The organism is Caldalkalibacillus thermarum (genome assembly GCF_014644735.1).
Taxonomy (GTDB): domain Bacteria; phylum Bacillota; class Bacilli; order Caldalkalibacillales; family Caldalkalibacillaceae; genus Caldalkalibacillus; species Caldalkalibacillus thermarum.
Genome location: NZ_BMKZ01000014.1, coordinates 50,945 through 71,392, shown reverse-complemented (window position 1 = coordinate 71,392; position 20,448 = coordinate 50,945). Strand labels below are relative to the sequence as shown.

General features: G+C 46.5%; 24 protein-coding genes. All 24 read left to right on the top strand.

Annotation, left to right across the window (positions count from 1 at the left end; translation table 11 throughout):
• The first annotated feature begins 197 nt into the window (after positions 1-197).
• The 24 genes from IEW48_RS07615 (at position 198) to IEW48_RS07500 (ending at position 20,447) form a co-directional block, all read left to right on the top strand.
• Positions 198-722, top strand: a complete 525-nt coding sequence (locus tag IEW48_RS07615) for a hypothetical protein (protein WP_188623278.1) — start codon at positions 198-200, stop codon at positions 720-722.
• A complete protein-coding gene (locus IEW48_RS07610) occupies positions 719-1,045 on the top strand; it encodes a hypothetical protein (RefSeq protein WP_188623277.1) in 327 nt (108 codons plus the stop codon). Before IEW48_RS07615 ends, IEW48_RS07610 begins: the two co-directional genes overlap by 4 nt.
• A gap of 31 nt (positions 1,046-1,076) precedes the next feature.
• Positions 1,077-1,454, top strand: coding sequence for a hypothetical protein (locus IEW48_RS07605; RefSeq protein WP_229703980.1), 378 nt, complete (start codon positions 1,077-1,079; stop codon positions 1,452-1,454).
• A complete protein-coding gene (locus tag IEW48_RS07600) occupies positions 1,414-2,187 on the top strand; it encodes a DUF6710 family protein (RefSeq protein WP_188623275.1) in 774 nt (257 codons plus the stop codon). Before IEW48_RS07605 ends, IEW48_RS07600 begins: the two co-directional genes overlap by 41 nt.
• A gap of 142 nt (positions 2,188-2,329) precedes the next feature.
• A complete protein-coding gene (locus IEW48_RS07595; RefSeq protein ID WP_188623274.1) occupies positions 2,330-3,943 on the top strand; it encodes a cell wall-binding repeat-containing protein in 1,614 nt (537 codons plus the stop codon).
• A gap of 82 nt (positions 3,944-4,025) precedes the next feature.
• The gene (locus tag IEW48_RS07590) at positions 4,026-6,566 is read left to right on the top strand and encodes a hypothetical protein (RefSeq protein ID WP_188623273.1); all 2,541 of its coding nucleotides are present in this window, start codon (positions 4,026-4,028) and stop codon (positions 6,564-6,566) included.
• 13 nt (positions 6,567-6,579) lie between these two features.
• Positions 6,580-7,893 (top strand): hypothetical protein, encoded by a 1,314-nt coding sequence (locus tag IEW48_RS07585; protein WP_188623272.1) that lies wholly within the window; start codon positions 6,580-6,582, stop codon positions 7,891-7,893.
• Between the two features lie 55 nt (positions 7,894-7,948).
• On the top strand, positions 7,949-8,542 hold the full coding sequence (locus IEW48_RS07580) for a hypothetical protein (protein ID WP_188623271.1): 594 nt from the start codon (positions 7,949-7,951) through the stop codon (positions 8,540-8,542).
• A 17-nt stretch (positions 8,543-8,559) separates the two neighbouring features.
• The gene (locus IEW48_RS07575) at positions 8,560-8,988 is read left to right on the top strand and encodes a TadE/TadG family type IV pilus assembly protein (protein WP_188623270.1); all 429 of its coding nucleotides are present in this window, start codon (positions 8,560-8,562) and stop codon (positions 8,986-8,988) included.
• Between the two features lie 19 nt (positions 8,989-9,007).
• Positions 9,008-9,559, top strand: a complete 552-nt coding sequence (locus IEW48_RS07570) for a TadE/TadG family type IV pilus assembly protein (protein ID WP_188623269.1) — start codon at positions 9,008-9,010, stop codon at positions 9,557-9,559.
• Positions 9,560-9,629: 70 nt separating this feature from the next.
• Complete coding sequence (locus IEW48_RS07565; RefSeq protein WP_229703981.1) at positions 9,630-11,339, top strand: glycine rich domain-containing protein; 1,710 nt, start codon at positions 9,630-9,632, stop codon at positions 11,337-11,339.
• Between the two features lie 15 nt (positions 11,340-11,354).
• Positions 11,355-11,741, top strand: coding sequence for a prepilin peptidase (locus tag IEW48_RS07560; protein ID WP_188623267.1), 387 nt, complete (start codon positions 11,355-11,357; stop codon positions 11,739-11,741).
• Between the two features lie 56 nt (positions 11,742-11,797).
• Complete coding sequence (locus IEW48_RS07555) at positions 11,798-12,118, top strand: hypothetical protein (RefSeq protein ID WP_188623266.1); 321 nt, start codon at positions 11,798-11,800, stop codon at positions 12,116-12,118.
• An 18-nt stretch (positions 12,119-12,136) separates the two neighbouring features.
• Positions 12,137-12,514 carry a hypothetical protein gene (locus IEW48_RS07550; RefSeq protein WP_188623265.1) on the top strand — a complete coding sequence of 126 codons (378 nt, stop codon included), beginning with the start codon at positions 12,137-12,139 and terminating at the stop codon, positions 12,512-12,514.
• Entirely contained in the window at positions 12,474-13,169 is a 696-nt protein-coding gene (locus IEW48_RS07545; RefSeq protein WP_188623264.1) for a DUF6710 family protein, read from the top strand. The genes IEW48_RS07550 and IEW48_RS07545 overlap by 41 nt, the downstream gene beginning before the upstream one ends.
• A 5-nt stretch (positions 13,170-13,174) precedes the next feature.
• Positions 13,175-14,239 carry a ParM/StbA family protein gene (locus IEW48_RS07540; RefSeq protein WP_188623263.1) on the top strand — a complete coding sequence of 355 codons (1,065 nt, stop codon included), beginning with the start codon at positions 13,175-13,177 and terminating at the stop codon, positions 14,237-14,239.
• Between the two features lie 18 nt (positions 14,240-14,257).
• Positions 14,258-14,599 carry a hypothetical protein gene (locus IEW48_RS07535; RefSeq protein WP_188623262.1) on the top strand — a complete coding sequence of 114 codons (342 nt, stop codon included), beginning with the start codon at positions 14,258-14,260 and terminating at the stop codon, positions 14,597-14,599.
• 25 nt (positions 14,600-14,624) lie between these two features.
• Positions 14,625-15,317: a hypothetical protein gene (locus IEW48_RS07530; protein WP_188623261.1), complete on the top strand. Its 693-nt coding sequence runs from the start codon at positions 14,625-14,627 to the stop codon at positions 15,315-15,317.
• Positions 15,318-15,743: 426 nt separating this feature from the next.
• Entirely contained in the window at positions 15,744-15,965 is a 222-nt protein-coding gene (locus IEW48_RS07525) for a hypothetical protein (protein ID WP_188623260.1), read from the top strand.
• 73 nt (positions 15,966-16,038) lie between these two features.
• Positions 16,039-16,230 (top strand): superinfection immunity protein, encoded by a 192-nt coding sequence (locus IEW48_RS07520; RefSeq protein ID WP_188623259.1) that lies wholly within the window; start codon positions 16,039-16,041, stop codon positions 16,228-16,230.
• The gene (locus tag IEW48_RS07515) at positions 16,217-16,525 is read left to right on the top strand and encodes a PrgI family protein (RefSeq protein ID WP_188623258.1); all 309 of its coding nucleotides are present in this window, start codon (positions 16,217-16,219) and stop codon (positions 16,523-16,525) included. The genes IEW48_RS07520 and IEW48_RS07515 overlap by 14 nt, the downstream gene beginning before the upstream one ends.
• A gap of 63 nt (positions 16,526-16,588) precedes the next feature.
• A complete protein-coding gene (locus IEW48_RS07510; protein ID WP_188623257.1) occupies positions 16,589-17,389 on the top strand; it encodes a TraC-like domain-containing protein in 801 nt (266 codons plus the stop codon).
• A 44-nt stretch (positions 17,390-17,433) separates the two neighbouring features.
• Entirely contained in the window at positions 17,434-19,287 is a 1,854-nt protein-coding gene (locus IEW48_RS07505; RefSeq protein ID WP_188623256.1) for a VirB4 family type IV secretion system protein, read from the top strand.
• The gene (locus IEW48_RS07500) at positions 19,284-20,447 is read left to right on the top strand and encodes a hypothetical protein (RefSeq protein ID WP_188623255.1); all 1,164 of its coding nucleotides are present in this window, start codon (positions 19,284-19,286) and stop codon (positions 20,445-20,447) included. Before IEW48_RS07505 ends, IEW48_RS07500 begins: the two co-directional genes overlap by 4 nt.
• Position 20,448 lies beyond the last annotated feature (1 nt).

The following is a 20,448-nucleotide window of genomic DNA, read 5'->3' as shown; positions in this document are numbered from 1 at the left end:
TTGGTAGATGTTGGTTTAGACAACTTCATTTTACCAAAGGATTGGGTGTTTTTCGCGTTTTTTGACCAAATTCCCCAGTTAAATCAAGGGATTCTCGTGTTTTTCAAGGTGCGAAAGTTGAGTTAAATAACTAGCATAACTGAGCCGGAAGGAATTATTCCTTCCGGCTCTTTGTATTGCATTTGGAGGGGAGATTGATGCGAAAAAAATGGCTTTTGTTCTCGCTGGTTTTGGTGCTGTTGGTGACACCGGTTCTTGAACTTGTTCATTACCAGCCAGTTTCGGCTGCAATGTTTCAATTTGACCTGAACAGCAATCAGTATGGAAGACAACCCAATCTCAACTTTCAATCCCCACCCACCAGAGGAAACATCACCTATACACTGCATTTGAAAGACATCGGGGCCAAAACGGAAGTGACCGCCAAGGGAACACAACTCATCCTAAATCTTGGTGATTTATTTGAAAGTGACCCTATACAGACAGGCAATATTGACATTCATCCCAATCGTAATCCTGTGCCCAATGTGAAACAGGCCAGCGAACTGGTTTTGGATATGTTTGAGGTGGTTGAAGAGCCTGAACCGAAAGTCATTGACATTTTTGTCAGGGAGGGTGAGACGATGAGGGCGACTGGACATTTCCCAGAGCGATGCCAGCAAGGGGCTTGGCGCTATAACGTGGAATATGACCCATCTTGGTTTAGGGAGGGAGGAAATTGAACAAGTTTGTACTGATTGGAATGGCCTTTGCTTTTATAGTAGGTGTCATAGCAGGTGTGTGGTTATGGCACAATTCCGACACACTTGCGCTTGATGTGGAACGTACCTATTCGGGAGACGTGACAGGGATAGAAAACAACAAGCTGTCGGTTGTTTTGCATGACGGCACTAAAAAGACATTTGTCATTACCGATGAAACCAAGTATCAGTGGGGAACGGAGTTGAGGGAAGATATGAGTCTTGATGACATTGAACCAGATATGTTCGTAAACGTGTGGGCTGAAGGAAACAAAGTCAAGTTTATCCATGTTCCCCATGACTGAAAACTTGAAATGGAAGAAGGGAGAGAAATCGGTGGACAGGGAGCTGTATAACCTGTTGCAGCCCCATGCAAACTGGTGGAATGACAAGGGAGAGGAAAGAAACCAGAAAGCAAGGGAAGTCTTATATCAGTTTTATGATGAGCTTCTCAAAAGGAAGCCAGCGAAAATATATGAAAAACGGGATGCCATTCACTCTTGGTATCTTTTCCATATGCTTCATATCAGAAAGGCGTTTGAGGAAGAGAAATACATGCGGGTCTGTCACGAGATTATCACCTTGATGCATTATGAGCCCCTTCTACAAGGCAGAATTTACTATAATTTGCTTAAGATGTTGGAAACATACTTGCATGGAAGGGGCGAAAAACATGCTGAGAAAGATTTTGGACTGGAACAGACAGAACGCTGATCTGCCGGAAAAACAAAAGTTGCCCTATCCGGGGGTTGAATATTCAAGGGCGCTTAGATTGGTGGAGTCTTGGTTGGAAAACGAGACACAAGAGAACAAAGTCATACTGATTGACTTTGTTCTGGATGTGTTAAGGCAGGATCTGAAAATGGATTTGCTCACCACCATTTTGTACAGGGAGGAACATTTTGAGGATACACTGCCCAATTATCTTTTTCCATCTCATTATTACAATGAGCAGGGAGACTGTTTGGAAATCTATCCAGCGAAGGGAAAGGAGAGAAAAATCAGGATTGATCTGGCTGATGACTGTGTGTGGGTGATGCCTTGGAGACGACAAAGTTTAAAGGATTGGGTGTTAAACATTTTCAAAACGGATTTTAAGTACGATAAAGATAACCATATGGCATATTACTTCACTCACATCAATGTTTGCCAAGTGTATAACGGGACCCATTCAGTCAGTGCCGGAATTGCTCACAGAAAGGGGAGCATAGAAGCGATAGAGTGTGACCTCAGCCGGATGTTTGACCATGTCCACACGGACGGGGTGGCGTGGTACAACGCCCATGATGGAAGCAAGCTGGGTGATGTGTTTGATTTTCGACTGGCCATCATGTACGAAGTGGCAAAGTTGAAATATAGGTTTGGAGGTGACTTTGATCGAACGATTGGGCCTAAGGTAACAAGGTCTAGCTCATCCATATTCCCGAAAACTAGCAAAACATGGTAGAATTTGATTAATAGAAATTATATGTCAAGGAGGTTTTGATAATGAAAAACAAAGCTGTTTTGTTTCTGTTGACATTGACCGTGTTTGCTTTGGGTTTATCAGTATCCGTTATTGATGGCACTGCTGCTGAGCCCCCATTCTTTTGACACGCCCAACCAAACTGCATGAGGCAACCAAGAAAGAGATTGAACGGCTGAAAGCCAAAAAAGTGATCATTCTTGGTGGTGAAAATGCCGTTTCCAAACAGGTTGAGAACACATTGAAAAACATGAAACTTGAAGTAGTGCGTGTCGCCGGAAGCACTCGCTATGATACGGCTGCCAGAATTGCACAGCTTGTAGGCTATGAAGGCAAAACTGCCGTCATTGCCAGTGGACAGGACTTCCCGGATGCACTTGCTGTTGCGTATCAGGCAGCACAACAAGGGAATCCGATTTTGCTGGTTCGGAAGCAAGAGATCCCCAAAGAAGTGAAGCCTTTGCTGAATAAAGTGAAGAATGTCAACGTGATTGGCGGAGAGGCAGTGGTTGGGAAAGAGGTTTACAATGCTTTGCCCAAAGACAGAAAACGAATCAGCGGTCAAAACCGTTTTGAAACCAACGCAGAGATCGTCAAAGGGGACATCCGCAAGGAAATTCCGTCTGCCTATGTAGCCACAGGAGCCAACTTTGCTGATGCGCTGACCGGGTCTGTACTGGCAGCGAAGGAAAACAAGCCCATCCTGCTGGTCAGACAGGACAGAGTACCAGAGGCCATCATGGATGTGGTGATCAGCAAAAACATCACTGAATTTACGGCATTGGGCGGCAAAAACGCTGTGCCTGATCATATCCTTGCTGCGTTAAAAAACCGTGACAAAGGAACCCAAGAGCCTGTGACACCAGAGCCTGTGACACCGGGACAGCCTGTGGGAGAAAACCCGGCTTATAACCCGAACTATCCTCATTATGATCAGTGGCTTAACTACACTAGAATTTCTCCGAGCTATACTGAACACATGAATTGGATGAAAGAACGGGCAGAACGTGGCGAGGCCACACCACAGGAGCTTCACCGATTGAGATTTGAAGTGGAAGAGTTGCTGTGGGAATACTACAAAGGCCCGATCCCGGCCAGCCCCTATGAGGCAGAGGCCATGCACCGTCTGGCTACCAAAAAGTATAAGAAAGACCGTTGGGAAAATGTGAGTGAATATGACAAGGCACGCGGACACGGTGCATATAGGAGCGGAATGGACTCTGTTATGCTTGAAAGTTTCAGCTTTAATGAGGAAGGTAAGCTGGAATGGGTAGTGATACGTCCGGTTGGTATGCGTCATGCCTTTAAAATTACCATTCATGACCCCATTGGCAGTGTGGTTAAAAACAGGGGTTGGGCTGGGTTTAACAATGACCGATTTGACGCTGTCTTTGCAGAATTGGCTACACCTGAACTGCTACAGGAAATAAAAGATGCAAAAGTACCTGTATTTGTTGATCACAATTCAAACCGGGCCGATGAGTGGAACGAAAGAGGGCTCCCCTACACTCATGATGACTATACGCTAAGGGAGAGAGAAATAGCCCGCCGTCATGCAGTAGATTATGTGGTACGCAACATTTATGGCGGTGATCTGACATTTGAAATTGGGGGACTGGTTGTATACATGTCTAGAGAAGATTTGAACCCGGGCAGCAAACTGATTCCACCCCAATTCTTGGAGCGTAAAACCTATGAAAAGGGACAGGCTCCGTTTATGAAGACTGACACATACTAAGGTAAAATAACACAGCCAGCATGACGGGCCGGAAGGAATTATTCCTTCCGGCTCTTTGTATTGCATTTGGAGGGGGAGATTGATGCGAAAAAAATGGCTTTTGTTCTCGCTGGTTTTGGTGCTGTTGGTGACACCGGTTCTTGAACTTGTTCATTACCAGCCAGCTTCGGCCGCAATGTTTCAATTTGACCTGAACAGCAATCAGTACGGAAGACAACCCAATCTCAACTTTAAATCCCCACCCACCAGAGGAAACATCACCTATACACTGCATTTGAAAGAAATCAGGGCCAAAACGGAAGTGACCGCCAAGGGAACCCAACTCATCCTAAATCTTGATAGTTTATTTGATAGTGACCCTATACAGACAGGCAATATTGACATTCATCCCAATCGTAATCCTGTGCCCAATGTGAAACAGGCCAGCGAACTGGTTATGGATATGTTTGAGGAATGGAAAAAGAAAGTAAGGCAGGAATTTGGTGTTGAAGGAGACGTATTATACAATGACCTTCGGAATATGAGGGGACAGGTGCGTAGACCCAAACCATTTTACTATCAGGGCAGGGCATGGGCTGGCATTGATGCTGTTGAGGGTGTGTTTCGTGCCCAAAGCGGCACAATCTATCTGTCCTCCTATTCAGTTGTAAGTGAAAACGATGTATCAGAAGAATTTTTTGTCGTAGACCTCCGTTTTGCCATTTATGTTGAATATGACCGGATGGCGATTGTCAATGAGCAACTGGCTTATTTCTTCAACTACTACTCCAATGTCATCTTGCATGGATACTCGGTCACCGCAACCAAGACCAAGCTGAACGAGGAAGATTCAGCCGAAGCCAGCGGCAGGCTAACCATATTGGAAGATGAGGATGACCTGCACTTTACGCCACTCGGCAGCATGAACAGACGGGTGCCGAACAGGGACTACAACCATGACGACTGGGTCAAGCACCGGATGAATCCCGGGGCTGTGCCTAATATGGCGATTCCCATTTATCTGTTTTACGTTTATGTCAACTATGACGAGGATACAGGCCGGATTACCTTGGGACGTGAAGGAGAAAATGCTGTTACGTATGTGCGTGATAGGCAAAACTTGAGGCTTACAACAGGGGAAACACAGCCCATCACCCAGAGAGTGAGCTACAAAAACGGCGAATACGTTCTGATGGTTCCGATACTGAATGCTCTTCGGTTTTATGAAGATGCGGCCAATCCACTCAATCACAGACGGGTAGGACGCTTAAACTGGCCGGAAGTCAGTGAGGCACTAACAAACGAATTTGAGCGAATGATGTACCGGCAATTCCGGCGCATTGTACAGGATATTAATCGAAACTACGAGACCAATTTTGCAGTGAACGCTACAAGTCGGGAACTTGCAAGTCAGGCAAGGGAACAGATTTTCCAAATACTTGGCAGTCACTATGAAGACAAGGATTTGATGCACACACTGCATGTACAAGAGTATAGTCATGGACGCATACGAATGCTCACAGGAAACAGACTGCTGCCCAAGAGTTATGAGGCTCGCAAAGAGATATTGGACATTGCAACGGACGGATGGCATCCTAATGAAAGAAACAATCCGCAACGTCAGGCATATTGGGACAGAAAGCTGAAAGAAGCATATGACAAACACATGCAATTGGAAGATGTGGTGGATGCCTATTTTGGAGAAGGCTTCAGGAGTATGCTGGCCATTCCGTACAAGATCAAGAAGCCGGAAAGTATCCAGATCGAGATCACTGACACGGGTATTAACCCCAAGGTGAATGACATTTCAGAGGGTGTCGGTTTGGATGAATATGAAAACCTGAAAAACAGGGAACCCGGGCAATCCTCATACGCACTACCGGGCAAAGAGTATCACGCCAAGCTGGAATTGACCAATCACGGTGATTTCCCTGTCACCAATACCGTTATCCGGTATTATGTGGTCAGCTCACAACCCGGAAGTGGCAAGCGTCCACAGGTCTACTCCAGCGGTGTGCTTGGGATGCTGTTTGGTGACAGATATACTTTTGAAACGGACAATGGCGTAAAGGATGTTGTGGCCAGAAATGCACGGATAGATTCAAACACAATCGGCACAACACCTGATGTATTAAAAGAATTTTTGGACCCCGATGAAACCATAGAGGTTGACTTTACATGGCGTATGCCAACTGACGAGGAAAACCCTGACAAAGACCCTGTGTATCTTTTTGTGACTGTGGGGCAAGTGCTGGACGAAAACAAGGCAATGGAGAATCAGGGCACGGCAACAGCACCCAACTGGTCACCCATGTTTGAAAGGGAGATGTTGGAGTACATTCCGGGTCAGGCAAAAGCAACCTTAATTGCTTTTACGCCAAACCAAATTATGTCCCGGGACGAAGAGAATACCATTGATATGGACAAACATACGGTGGCTATCCGGCTGGATGTTGCCGACCGTGATCAAGACCCGTGGCAAATTCCGCCGGAGGAACTGATAGAAGCCCAAGACTTTCTGCGCTTTGCGACCATTACCACCTACACTGAGGAAGAAGTGCCTCGGTGGATTGAGGATGGCTACTGGGCTGACCTCAATCGTGCTGAGTTGCGCTACCGCCGGACACAGTGGCTGGTTGAGTAAAGGAGGGTTGTGAGTGAAACGCAGGATAACGTTGGCTGTCCTTGTGGCAGCCATTCTTTTATTGACAACTGTGGCTGTGGCGGACAGTTACATCACAGAAACCCTGCGAGATCGTCATGGCAACACATGGACAGTCAGGGGCATTTGGGGGGAACTGGATGGTTTGAGGGTATTCTACCCCCAGCCCCCCAATGGCAAGATATGGGTGGATACATCACGCATGGAAATCATACGCCAAAAAGTGCCCAGAACAGAAACCATTACAGTCAGAGACACGCTCTACACTCCCACGGCAACTATCAGCCAAAAAGCTGTGGGAGATCATCGTGTGGTCTTGCACGTCAACAACCCAAACTACTTTGATGTGAAGGCACACATTGAACTTAAATCCCTAAGCCCTGATGAGGAAGCGCTGGAATTTGAAGTGCAAAGGGAGGAAAACGTGGTACTTTCTCCCGGCAAAAACGACATCATCTTTGACAGTGCCAAGCGCCACGAAGGGATGACCAGCTATGAAGTGACCATCAGGGTGGTGGAAAACCTCCACCCTAACATCCATCCCGATTACATCGTTGTTCGAGGGGTGGGGAAACACTATCCGGAGCTTCCCTTGTATATTGCCTTTCTTAAACCGGAAGTCACTCTAAATTCCAATAATGCCAGCACCGAATCAGCCTTTGGCACCAACTGGACGGTGAGAAACCCGAACACCATTGACTTTGACTACAAGATTGAGATAGAGGATGCAAGAGGAAAACGGGAAATTCAAACCGGCAGATTGGCTCCCGGGCAAATGATCAATGGTTTTGAGTCAGGGATACCGTCCAAAGACAGTACCAATACCCAGACTATTACCGCAACACTGGACCCGGAACACGAAAACAAAAAAGTGAACAACGCTTCCTTTACTTTTGTCATTGCACCAGCGACTATCTCGTTGTCACCCAGTTACTCTGATGCGCCGATGGAGACAGAAGTTAGGCGAGAGCCTACCGGATGTGCGTATGGGCCAAATACACATGCTGTGACGTATCAATGGAATGGAGCAAATTATACGGTTAACTCAACAGTAACCAATAACAGCAACATTCCGATCACGGTTACGGCTGAAGTGGATGGCAACAGTGCCACATATAATTTGGGGCCGTATGGGTCAACAGCAGGGCCGGTGGCAAGTGGACAGACCCGTGACCCGTATACCGTCAATGCCAGCACTAGGTGGCATACGCATACCAGTTCCAACTCCACAACCATTCCGGTCAAGGGATGGGTTGAGATCGCCAGAGAGTCTTTCACATGTAATCCTCCACCGCCGGAAGAGGATTAGGGAGGGATACAAGCTGAGGGTTATTAAGATATTCAAAGACAAGAAAGGCTATTTGATGTTGGCGGCATATGTTTTCCCCATAATGCTGGCTTTGGTGGCTCTGATCATTGAGTTTAACCAGATACGGGCCATTTCCAATGATCTGAAGGCAGCCGTGGATGCGGCTGCCCTTGCTGGTGTATTGGCAGCAGATGTCTACGCTGATACTTACGAAGAGCGCATTTATGACAATGAGGGAAGACTTATTCGGGTAGACCCTGTCACGTACAATCACAGGATTGTGAATTATCATGGAACAGCTTTTCAGTATGCTTATCGGACTTTTAAACGCAACATGGACAACATGGGCTGGACGTCAGATGGCAGAGGTAGGGTCACGATATACACCGCTGATCTTCATGGTGAACCCTTCGCCAGTGGCATGATTGATGCCGTGACAGGTGAAGGTGTGCCGGATAACCGGGGAGAGTACAGTGATGTGGACGAGTATCAATTTTCTGCCCGTGCAAGAGTTAAGACGTATCTGATTGGCCCTATCCTTGAGGCCATGTCACGCATCATGGGGATTGAACCGCCCGTGGATGATATGGGGCGAATCATCATTGAGCAGTCAAGCAAAGCTAGGGTCAAAGTTGAGATTACTGGGTAGAAAGAGGTGATAACAACTTGCAAATTGTTCGATTATTAGACCGGAAAGGGTCGCTGATGGAAGCGGCCCTTATTTTGCCTTTGCTGATCATGATCGTGTTCTTGACCTATGACATCGCTGAGAAGCAGATTGTGACCAATGCGGCCGGAAAAGCGGCACGGGAAGCGTCCCGGATATACGCTCAACAGGAGAATATCCAACTGGCCAGGGAAAAGGCTGAGGAAACCTTCCAAGGTTCGGTAAAGATGTTTGGTACATTGGAACATATTCAGATACAGAAAACGACAGATACCCATGGCTCCTATGCTGTGGCTACTGTTCAAGCTTCGGTCAGAGTGGGGCCCTTTGATTTTGCGTGGAAACTGTTGGGAAGAGAACCGATACAAACAGTTACACAGACCCGTGTGTATATGATCGAGCCGTCTTCTGGTTATAGACAATATTGACGGAAGAGAGGGGAACAGGATGCTTAGGCGGTTAGCCACAATCCTGAAGAATGAAAGAGGTGATTTTGTCCAGTATGCGCTTGCCGTCCCTGTCGTTTTTGGTTTGATCTTTGGCGGGATTATTGGGTATCAGTTGTATAATGCCCACCAAGTTGTGAGTGAGGCAGCATGGCATGGAGCACGAGTCGCCGCATCGTCACACAGTGCTAACCAAGCAGTCAAGGAAGCAGCCAAAATAGTGGAAGCCCATCTGCCTACAGATACCGTGACATCTTATGGGGAACAATCCAATGTTCCATCCGGTTATGTGACTGGGGTATTGACCAAACAAGGAGGTTATTTTTATTTGAGTAGCCTTGGCCTTCAGCCCCTGATCCCAGCCGATGGAACAATGGAACAGCGTTTGAATGCGCTGGTCAACAAAACAGTGGCGGTCAAGGTTGATCAAATAAGAGAACAGCCTGACATTGATCATAACCGGACAGTGGATGGCCGGAAGGAAGGTCAAAGTTCGCAAGGTGGTACTGGTGAACCTGTGACAGGAATAATTAAAGATGCAAGAAATGATTGAAAGGAGGAAGGGCGATCCCTACCCAACTTTCGCTATTGCTTAGGAGTTGGGGTATCCTCGCCTGATTTTGATGAAAAGAGGAATTGTCATCATACTGGTTGTTTTGTTGTTATTTACTTCTGCAATGGAACCAGCAAATGCTCAGCCAGTAGAGGGAACAGATGATGAAGGACGCAAAACATTCCGGTTTGATTATACCGGCAATGTTCAAACATGGGTTGTCCCAGAAACAGGAAGATACAAACTGGAAGTATGGGGAGCGCAAGGGGGACGCATTGGTACAAGAGAAGATACAGGTGGACGTGGTGGCTATGCTTATGGTGAATTGGAATTGGAAGCCGGAGAAACCCTCTACATCTATGTAGGCGGTAAGGGTGGAGATTCACTCGAAAATATTGATAGATGGTATGGGCGAAGATCACCATATAATGATGGGGGTTGGAATGGAGGCGGATATGGAGCAGGGAGCAGAGGCCCCGGCGGAGGCGGAGCTACGGATATTCGCCGGGGAGGCACAACTTATGACCATCGAATAATCGTTGCAGGTGGTGGAGCTGGAGGTTTTCTAAACCACTTTGGTAGTTCACATCACGGTGGAAATAGAACGAATCTCATGTCTGGGCCAAATGGTCAGGATGGATGTTTAGGATGGTATGGTTCTAACAATCAATGGCCTTCAGACACTGCTGGTGGAGGCGGAGGCTACAGGGGAGGAAGGTCTGTTTGTGGAGATGACCCTAGCCGGGCATACGGGGGAAGCAACTATATTGGTGGAGTTGAAAATGGTGGAGAGGAAACGGGAGTCCGAGAAGGACACGGTCAAGTTTTGATTACCCAACTTGTTCCCTTTAAAGTTAACTGGAATGAGAACAATCAGTTTCCTTCTTTGGTAACAAAAGAAACCGACATAACTGTTCGGATTGCTTTCTCCAATCCTGCGGATGCACAGGTATGGGACAGTGATGTGAGATTAAGGGTGGAATGGGTAAAGAATGGTCAAGTTGTTCATCACCAAATGTTTTCTTTACCCCAAACCATTTACTCTGGAGGGAGTGTTGACCAGAACTTTACAATATCTGTGCCTGACTTGTCGAGTGGAACTTATGAAGTAAGATACAAATTAATACGGCAAACGAGCGGAAGTACAGCAGACAAAATGCAAGTTTTTGAGAACATAGAAGTGGTGGAAGGGTTAAATATATCTTTCAGTGATCAGAATACCTTTCCCAAGGAATGGTTAGTGACTGAAAAGAGACAAGTGGTTATAGCCTTTCAGAACAACGAAAACCGTTCAATGGGAGCCAATACACACAAAATCATCGTTGAATGGAAACAGGGAAGCAATACTGTTCATCGGCAAGAGATTAATATTAGTCTGCCTGTAGGTGCAGGTACAGTCTATCGAAGGACACATGAACTGCAACCGCCTTCAACACCGGGGAATTATACGGTCATCTATTCGGTTCGGCATAATAACGGATTGGAAAGTGTTGAAAAACAAATATTTGAAAACATTGTGGTTCATGATCACTCAACCAGTTGGCAAATTTCTGCGTTACATGATCAAGTGGAAGGCAATCTGGTTACATGGACAGGACGGCGGTTTGATCCCAACCGTGATGTAGACGTAAATATTCAAGACGACAAAGTCGCTGTGAAGGTGAGTTATCACGTACCGATGTTCTTTCCTGTGACACGTTTATTTGGTGGCGGTGATTGGCAACCGATGATAACCGTCACATCTGAACAACAGGTACACAAAGAAAAACCGGCATGGTAAAGGAGCAAAAAAATAATGGATATATTGGCTTTTATTATTTTTTGGGCTGCTCTATTTTGGGCAGCCCTTTATGATTCGTTTTACCGGATTATCCCTGACTTTGTCCCCGTCATACTTGCCGTTACAGGTTTAATATTGCTTAAAGACCCATTGCAATCATTGTGGGGCGCTCTGATTGGAGGGGGCCTCCTTTTAGTTATGGCACTCATCAATCAAAACTGGGTAGGGGGAGGGGATATTAAACTTCTCGCCGGGATCGGAACGGCGTTTGGTCTGTCTGTCATCTGGATACTGTGGATCGCATGTTTTGCAGGGTTGTTGGTCACGCTTGTGATGCGTAAAAAGTCAATGCCATTTGCGCCCTTTTTGTTTGTGGCGGCGTTTATTATGAACATGGTTTAGAGGAAGGGGGGAGCACGAGTGGAATAAGGCAAGGTTAAGGAGGTAGACCAAGCGGTTTGGATAACAAAAATAAGGAATACAGGTTGGTCATTGATTCTCCCGCCCGGCAAGGGTTAATGAATATGTTATCAGGGATAACGGGGGTGTTATCCTTATCTTTTAGCATTTTGCCCATCGTTGGTCTTGTTTCCTTGCCAACGGCTGTGATGGCCATTGTTTTCGGTTTTTTGGGCAAGGATCAGGAATTAAGGAAATTTGGTGTGGCCGGGATGATCATGGGCGCAAGTGCGCTTGTGGTGCAGATATTGTTCGTTTTGTTGGCCGTACTGGGCACGTTGGGTCTGTTTTCCCGCATGGCTGGGATGTTTTCACTGTAGATAAGGAGGAAAGGTCATATGGATATAGAGTTATACCGGATTATTGACCCCCATGCATGTTGGTTGAACGATAAAGGAGAGGAAGAGAACCGGCGGGCAAAGAAAGCACTGGTTCTTTTTTGTGACGAGCTTCGCAAAAGAAAACCGGCAAAAGTGTACGAAAAACGGGATGCGATTCACTCTTGGTATCTTTTTCATATGCTTCATATCAGAAAGGCGTTTGAGGAAGAAAAATACATGCGAGTCTGTCACGAGATTATCACCTTGATGTATTATGAGCCCCTCATGCAAGGCAGAATCTACTATAATTTGATTAGAATATTAGAACACTATTTGCATGGAAGGGGCGAAAAAAATGCTGAGAAAGATTTTGGAATGGAACAGAAAGAACGCTGATCTGCCGGAAAAACACAAGTTGCCCTATCCGGGTTTTGAGTATTCGAGGACATTTGGTTTGGTGGATTCGTGGTTGGAAAAAGAGACAAAAGAAAACAAAATTGTTCTGATTGACTTTGTGCTGGACGTGTTGAGAGAAGACCTGAAAATGGACTTACTCACCACCATTTTGTACAGAGACGCACACTTTGAGGATACACTGCCCAATTATCTTTTTCCATCTCATTATTACAATGAACGAGGCGACTTTTTGAAAGTTTATCCGGAAGAAGGGAAGAAAATAAACGTTGATCTTGCCGATGATTGTGTGTGGGTGATGCCTTGGAAAAGACAGAGTTTGAAGGATAGGGTGTTAAATATTTTTAAAACGGATTTTAAGTACGATAAAGATAACCATAAGGCATATTACTTTACTCACATCAATGTTTGTCAGGTGTATAATGGGATTCATTCAGTCACTGCCGGGATTGTCCACAAAAAGGGAAGCATAATAGCAAAGGTGTGCGATCTTAGCCGGTTGTTTGACCATGTCTATACAGACGGCGAGGTTTGGTACAACGCCCATAATAACGAAAAGCTGGGCGATGTGTTTGATTTCCGACTGGCCATCATGTACGAATTGGCCAGACAAAAACATCAATTAACGGGGAGGTAATTTTATTGACAATTGTATCAGTAGACTTGGGTTATGGTTATGTGAAAGCTGTATCGACAAGTGGAAAGAAGGTATTGTTTCCCTCGCTGGTGGGAGCCGGTCATGACCGCTCACTGGCGGGGCTTTTTGGTTCTTCGGGGCAGGATATTTCAGAGTGTCACGTGCGTATGAACGGGCAGGAGTTTTTCTTGGGTGAGTTGGCCAAAAAGGAATCCAAAAACAGTGTGCGTATATTTGAACAGGATCGTTACCGCCATGAACATACCAAACTGATGATGAATGCGGCCATACAGTTGGTCACGCCGCCGGAACAGCAGGTGGTGCGTCTGGTGACGGGATTGCCGCTTGATTTTTACAAACAGCAGGCCAAAGAGGTCAAGCGTGTTTTGGAAGGAGTCTATCCTGAACTGGAATGGGTGTCCGGGCCATTGGGCAGGGCGACAAGGCGGATCAGCGTGGAACAGTGCATTGTCTTTCCACAGGGAGCAGGAGCCGTCATGAGTGCCCTGTACTCTGACCAGCTTGCGCCCAACTATCCGCAACTGGTGGAAGAAGGAGCCAAGGTGGGGCTGATTGACATTGGCTTCAGAACAACAGATTTCATTGTCGTGGAGATACAGAAAAACGGGTCGTTCAAACCAAAGCCGGAGTTGTCCGGCACGATTGACGTGCAGGGGGTAGTCAACCTGCACAAAGATATTTTGCGGGCTTTCAAACAGAAAACAGGCGGGTCTGATCTGTCTGAGGAATACATTGACCGTATCATTCGGACAAGAATGATCCGTTACCGTGGCCAGCCCGTCCGTTTTGACGACACCATTGAGTCCAGCCTTGTCCATACGTCCACCAAAATAGCGGACGGGGTTAAGGAGTCGTGGAACAATGTACTGGACTTGCTCGACATGATCTTTGTGGCTGGTGGTGGAGGGGAGCTATACTTCCCATATCTTAAGAAGATGCTGAGCCATCAGTTGGAACTTGTTGCTGACAGCCAGTTTGCCAATGCCTTGGGCTATCTGAAGCTTGGTCGTGCCATCTGGCAGGCTGAGAAAAGAGAAAATGCCATGTAACGAAGGGGGACAAAAGTTATGTCCCTCAAAATCACTTTCAGACTGACGGACGAAGATGCGGAACTGGTTGCCCTGTTTAAGAGCGTGCGTTCATCGGGACGTAGCGAAATGATTCGCCGGATGCTGAAATTTGCTTACAGGAAGGCCATGGAAGAGGACAAGATCAACCAACAGCTTGAGCGTTTGGAACAGATTCTGTCCGACATCAACGGGCGTCTGCTGGATGTTGAGAAAAAACTTTCGGAGGGGGTGGTGGTCAGTCAGGTACAGTCTCAACAGGAGCAGGAGATGAAACGCCAGACATCAGTCAGGGAAAGTGCAGAAGCCTTGCTTCAGTCTTTTGGAATGGACTTGGACTGAATAATCATCGGAGGTGTTGGTTTTGTTGGCACTAGAAAAACTGCCTAAAACACAGGAAGAGTATATGAATGAATATGAAAGAATCTGTATCATTGGTGATGGTCAAGACATGATGTTCAACGAGGAAATTATTCAAAGATCGGATAAAGTGATGGGACGCTGGCCGGGTTTTAGGGAATATGTGACCGGCTTTGTCGCCTTAAACATGTTTGGTGATTATGTTTTTGATGAGGTTATGAGCGTCTTTCAGAATGTTGACAAATCCAAATGGGAAGAAGAAATTCCTATTGTTGTATCAAAACATCTGGGATGGGCAGGGGTACAGATCGCTTATATGCTGGCATGGCTGGAACATCACAGGCAGAAAAAGGGCTGGGGCTGGACACTGGAACGGATAGCCAGAATGGAAGGGCATTATGACGGCTTGGCTGGTTACTTTGGCAGTTTGGAAAAACATCCTGTTGACCAGTTTTATGAACTTCATCCGGCTCTGCTTGATTTCACACATATGTTCTTTTACATTCACATGACCGAACATCTTCAGATCGAGGAAAACAGGCAGGCGTTCATACAGGCGCTTGAAGGGGGGTATGAAACGGAACGTTGGGAACGGTTAAATGAGGTGTGGTTGATTCCTTCAGAAGAATATGCCCAAGGAGGGATGCGGATTTTAGTTGGTTTTCTGGATCATTTTGAATATCACAAACTGCTAATTTAACTTACCTCCGACAGAAGTCTCCCACCACTAAGCGTAAACGTAGGTGGTGGGAGTATGTCACTTCAGATGAAAGGGGGGGTGAGGCGGAACGGAAGCAGAAACTGGTTGAAGAATGGCTGGAGCCGCTGGAACCATTGGTGCAGGGGGGGATGCTGGCACTGGTTGGTTTTCTGTCCCGGTTTGAGTATCACAACTGCTTTAACAAGCAATAATATCGGGAGGGATATTTTATGCACAAACTGTTAAAATACAAACGTCACATTGCGGTCATGACACTTTTTGTCATGATCTTTTTGTTTGCCGCAGAAACGGCAGATGCTTCATTAAGGATACCCAGCAGAACATCTGACATCAGAGCCATTGACCTTGACCGTTCCATCGGTGAGATCATTCGCCGGATTGTGAACTTTATCGGGATTATTGGCGGTGTCATTCTGNCGCCGGATTGTGAACTTTATCGGGATTATTGGCGGTGTCGTTCTCGTTGGTTTGGGAATGTGGCATGGCATTGTAGCGGCTACATCCGGCAAAAACCCGGCCAAACGGGCCGAAGCGTGGGATGCCGTGAAATGGTACATCATGGCCGCCGCTTTCTTCTTTGCCGTACCTTTGCTGTTGGGTGTCGTGTTGCGTTTAGTGAATGTTTAAACGCCATTTGCCGATATAGAAAAATAGGGGGCGCAATGCCCCCTGCAAAAAATGAAATGGAGGTTGATGTTTTGTGGAACTGGCGATTTATTTGTTATTTTTCCTCTACTTTGTTCCTGCCATCGTCGCTTTGGTGAGGAAACACCACAACAAAATGGCCATCATTGCCTTAAATGTGCTTCTGGGCTGGACTTTACTGGGCTGGGTCGGGGCTTTGGTCTGGGCATTGACTCGTGTGGAGGGACAAAATGATGCCTCAGTATAATGTGCCGCAGGAGTTTGATTCAGAAGAAAAAGTTATAGGTGGATCGTTGTCGTTAAGACAGTTTGTTTATCTTGTCATCATTGTTGTTATTGATCTGGGAGCCCTTTTGTTTGTGCTGTTCAATCCGGTGGGGATCAGCTTTTCCGTATTGCTTACCATTACATTATCAGTGATCATTCCTGTCAGTGTCATTGGTTTGGCACTGGCTTTTTTTGAACACCCGGAATATGGGAAACTGGACAAACTATTGATTTCCTACATTCGGTATAAACGGAATGGAAAATACTACCGCTAGGAGGGGATTGCCATTATTGAACTGATTCTGCTGGCAGTATTGTTCATTGGTGTCGCCGTTTTTTTGCTGATTTCCAAACGGATGAAAAAGAAACTGGTTCAGCAGGCCGAACGGGAAGAAGAGGTACAGGAAGAAGAAAGGAATGAGGAAAAGAGGAAGGGGTCTGAAAATGACATACAGGAATTGATGCCGTTTAAAAAGATTGAAAACGGTCTGATCTGGCGTGAGGACGGCAGTATTCAGGCTGTTATCGGTGTGGATTCTTTGCACTATCACCTTTTGTCAGAAAACGAAAAGCGGACGATTGACGGGGCGTTGGGCAGTCTTTTGTCATCCCTGTCCTTTCCGGTTCAGCCCCTTAGTATTACACGGCCGGTTGATTTGGGGGATTATGTTGATTCCTTGAGAAATGTGCTGGATGAAGCACCGGAATCCATGAAAGAGTATGGACAGGATCACATCCTGTTTCTGGAGGAAAAAACGAGGCAGGAAGTGTTGATCAAGTACGATTATCTTGTTTTCGGCGTTGAGCATATGGATGACGAACAGAAGATGAAAGCGGAACTGGACAGGCGGGCGGGACTGATTCTTTCCGGTTTAAGAAGGGCGGGCATGTATGCGCGTGTACTGGATACACCGGAAGTGGCCGCCGTTTTCTATGACATTTTTCACGGTAACAGGGCCATACGCCAGCGGATACAGGACGCTTTTCGCCATGACTATTTTTCCCTGTATGTTTCCAGAAAGGAAGAACAGCCTCAACAGGGGCTGGATGCACCACCGCCACCTGAAATGGTTGACAAACCTGAACCTTCACAGCCAATGGACAAAGAGGAAAGAAAACGACTGGTCATGCTGGGTTAGCATAGCCTTTCGGTTTTACGAAGTGAAAAAGGAGGTCATGCTTGATGTTGTTTAAGAAGAAGATCAAGGAAAACAAATCTGACGGGATGCAAAAGAAAAGTCTGGAACAGGGCAAAACCACACTGAAGGAGTATCTGGCCCCGGAAGGAGCCGTCATTGAACCGGACTACATTCAACTGGGGTCCGGCGTTTTTATGCGTACTTACAGTATCAGCCACTTTCCTAGCAGTGTTTTTGTCGGCTTTCTGGACGGGGCGGCCAACATCGGGGATGTGGCCATTTCCACACATATCATGCCGATAGACGATTATGAGGTGGAAAAGGAGTTAACTTTGAAAATAACCCAGCTTGAGGCACAGCGCATGATACAGGAGAAACAGGGGAACATTCACCGGTTGGGTGAGTTGACCCGAAGTATAGAAGATGCATGGCGTTTGAGGGATGCCGTGGCCATGAACGAGGATAAGATGTTTTACGTCACGGTTGTGATTACAATTACCGCCAACAGTCTTGAAGAATTGGATCAGGTGTCAAAACTGCTGGAAGAGACGCTGGGCGGACGTTCCGTACAGTTGAGGCGCAATTTTCTGCGGCAGAAAGAGGGGTTGATCAGCACCCTACCCTTAAACCAGAACGAGATGGACAGATACAGAAACTTCAACTTGGGAGCCACCACGGCTCTTTTTCCGTTTACGGCTTCCAACCTTGTACATCCCAACGGGGTTTATCTGGGCACGAACCTCAGCACCAATGCTCCCGTTATCTTTGATCCGTTTATCGGGCCTCCGGTGATGCCAAATGCCAATATCAATGTCTTTGCCATGAGCGGATCGGGGAAAAGCTACACGTTAAAACTTTTGGCGGCCCGTTCGGCTTTAAGGGGTGTGCGGAGCGTATTTATTGACCCGGATGGTGAGTACCGGGCGTTAACGGAAAAAGTTGGTGGTGTCATTGTTGATTTCAGACCGGATCAGGAAGCACTGATCAACCCGTTTGACCTTGAGGAAGAGGAAGACGAACACGGGAACACAAAAGTCAATCTGCACGAGAAAATGCAGGACATCAAGAACCTGTTTAACGTCATGTTCACCAATAATGGCGGCTATCGTCTTTCACCGGAAGAAAACGCCGTACTGGATCGGTGTATCATGTCCTTATACAGCAAGCGGCAGATTACATCTGACCCCAACTCCCTTTATGAGCCTGATCCCCGTCCGGGGTATGTGGGCTACCGCAAAAAAGAGATGCCTACCATCAGTGAAGCCGTTGAGTGGCTGGAGGAACAGGGGACGGAAGTTGGCCAACGTCTGGCCACACTGCTTTTTCCCTATCGCAGGGGAAACCCGTTGGGTCTTTTTGACGGACAAAGCCGTGTGCGGCTGAAAGATGCCGTGGCCATTGACTTTGACATTTCACATCTTGAAGAGGGGATTATGAAGCCGTTGGCCATGCACGTCATTCTAAACTGGATATGGGAGAAATTTGTCAAGCGGAACCGTCATGTGCGTAAGCTGGTGGTGGCCGATGAAGCGTGGATGTACATGTATCACGAGGATTCGGCCATGTTTCTGGAGAAGATGAGCAGACGTTGTCGCAAAAGAAACACCAGCTTTTGCGTGGCTTCTCAATCCTTTGAAGAGTTTACCAGATCACAGCAGGGTAAAGCCGTTTTGACTAACGCTTCAGCCACTGTTTTGCTCAAACAGAATGAGACAGACATTGAATATGTGCAGGCTCAGTACCATTTGTCTGATGGGCAAAGGCAGTTTCTTGAAAGTGCCCATCCCGGTGAAGCGTTGTTGAAGATCGGGAAAAATTTGCTTTCGATTCGTATTGATGCTTCTTTTTATGAACATGAGTTTGTAAACACGACTCCCGGAGGAAGGAAAACGTCATGAAGAAGAAAACATTTGTTGTGCTTATGTTGTCTGTCTTTTTATATGCTTCCTTTCTTGGACAAGTAACAGTATTGGCCGTTGAACCTGTTCCTGAGCAGTTCAGAGGTGACGTTCCCTATTCACCGGATGAAGAATTGCGTCAAGAGGTCATGGAAAAAACGAAAAGGTCTGGCATGCTGGAAAGATTGCTGGCCGCCCTGATAAATGCAGTGGTTGATTTTGCCGCTTATCTGTTGGGAGGCACAAGCATAAAGCATGTTGTATTCGGGCAGGCCAATCCTTTTTCGGGGGCTTTATACGGAGAAAATGCTGTAGGCAACATATTTACGGCTCAGGAATGGAACAACGTGATCAATCCGTTAAGGCTGGCTTTCAGTTCGGTCGCTTGGATATTTTTCGCCATTTCCATTGGTTTTTACGGATGGAAAATGATGATTGAAAGCACCAATCCACTCAAGCGGTCTGACTGGCAGGACAAAATGATGGCCTATATTGGGGCATCTATCCTGCTCGTGCTTGCCCATCTTCTGTTCTTTCTTTTGGCCAATCTGAACAAGGCTTTTGTTGACGGACTGTATTCATTTGCCAGAAATATTCCGCTGTTGGAGTCGGGCTTTTCCGCTTTTTCCACCATCAATACAGATCAGTCGTTAACAGAAAGTGTGTTTTTGGATTCGATCATCTATCTTGCTTTGGCTGTCATGGGTTTGTGGTTAATTATTCTGTACATTTTCCGCAAGTTCATGATTGCGGTTTTGGTGATCATAGCTCCTTTTGCGGCGTGGGCTTTTGCCCGCAACAAAGACGGTATGGCTTTTAAACTTTGGGCGGCTGAATTGACTTCCCAGATTTTCATGCAAACGGCTCATGCATTGGTAATCGTGTTGTATTTCGGTTTTCTAAACGCCAGCTTGGGTTCAGGTAATATGTTTAACTCTGTAGGAAGTGTTCTGCAACCGATCATGACCTTCATATTCTTGAGCAGTGCTGTTGTGGCCGCAGGGGTGTTGCTGTGGAACGCTCTGAGACTGGCGGTGAGTTCCAAGAATCCAAGTATGCGCTATTCGGCCATCAAGGGATTGCAGTACAGTGCCTTTGGTTTTTTTATCAGCATTGGTGCTGTTTTGATCGTAAATATCCTAAGAGGACTTTGGTGGTAGG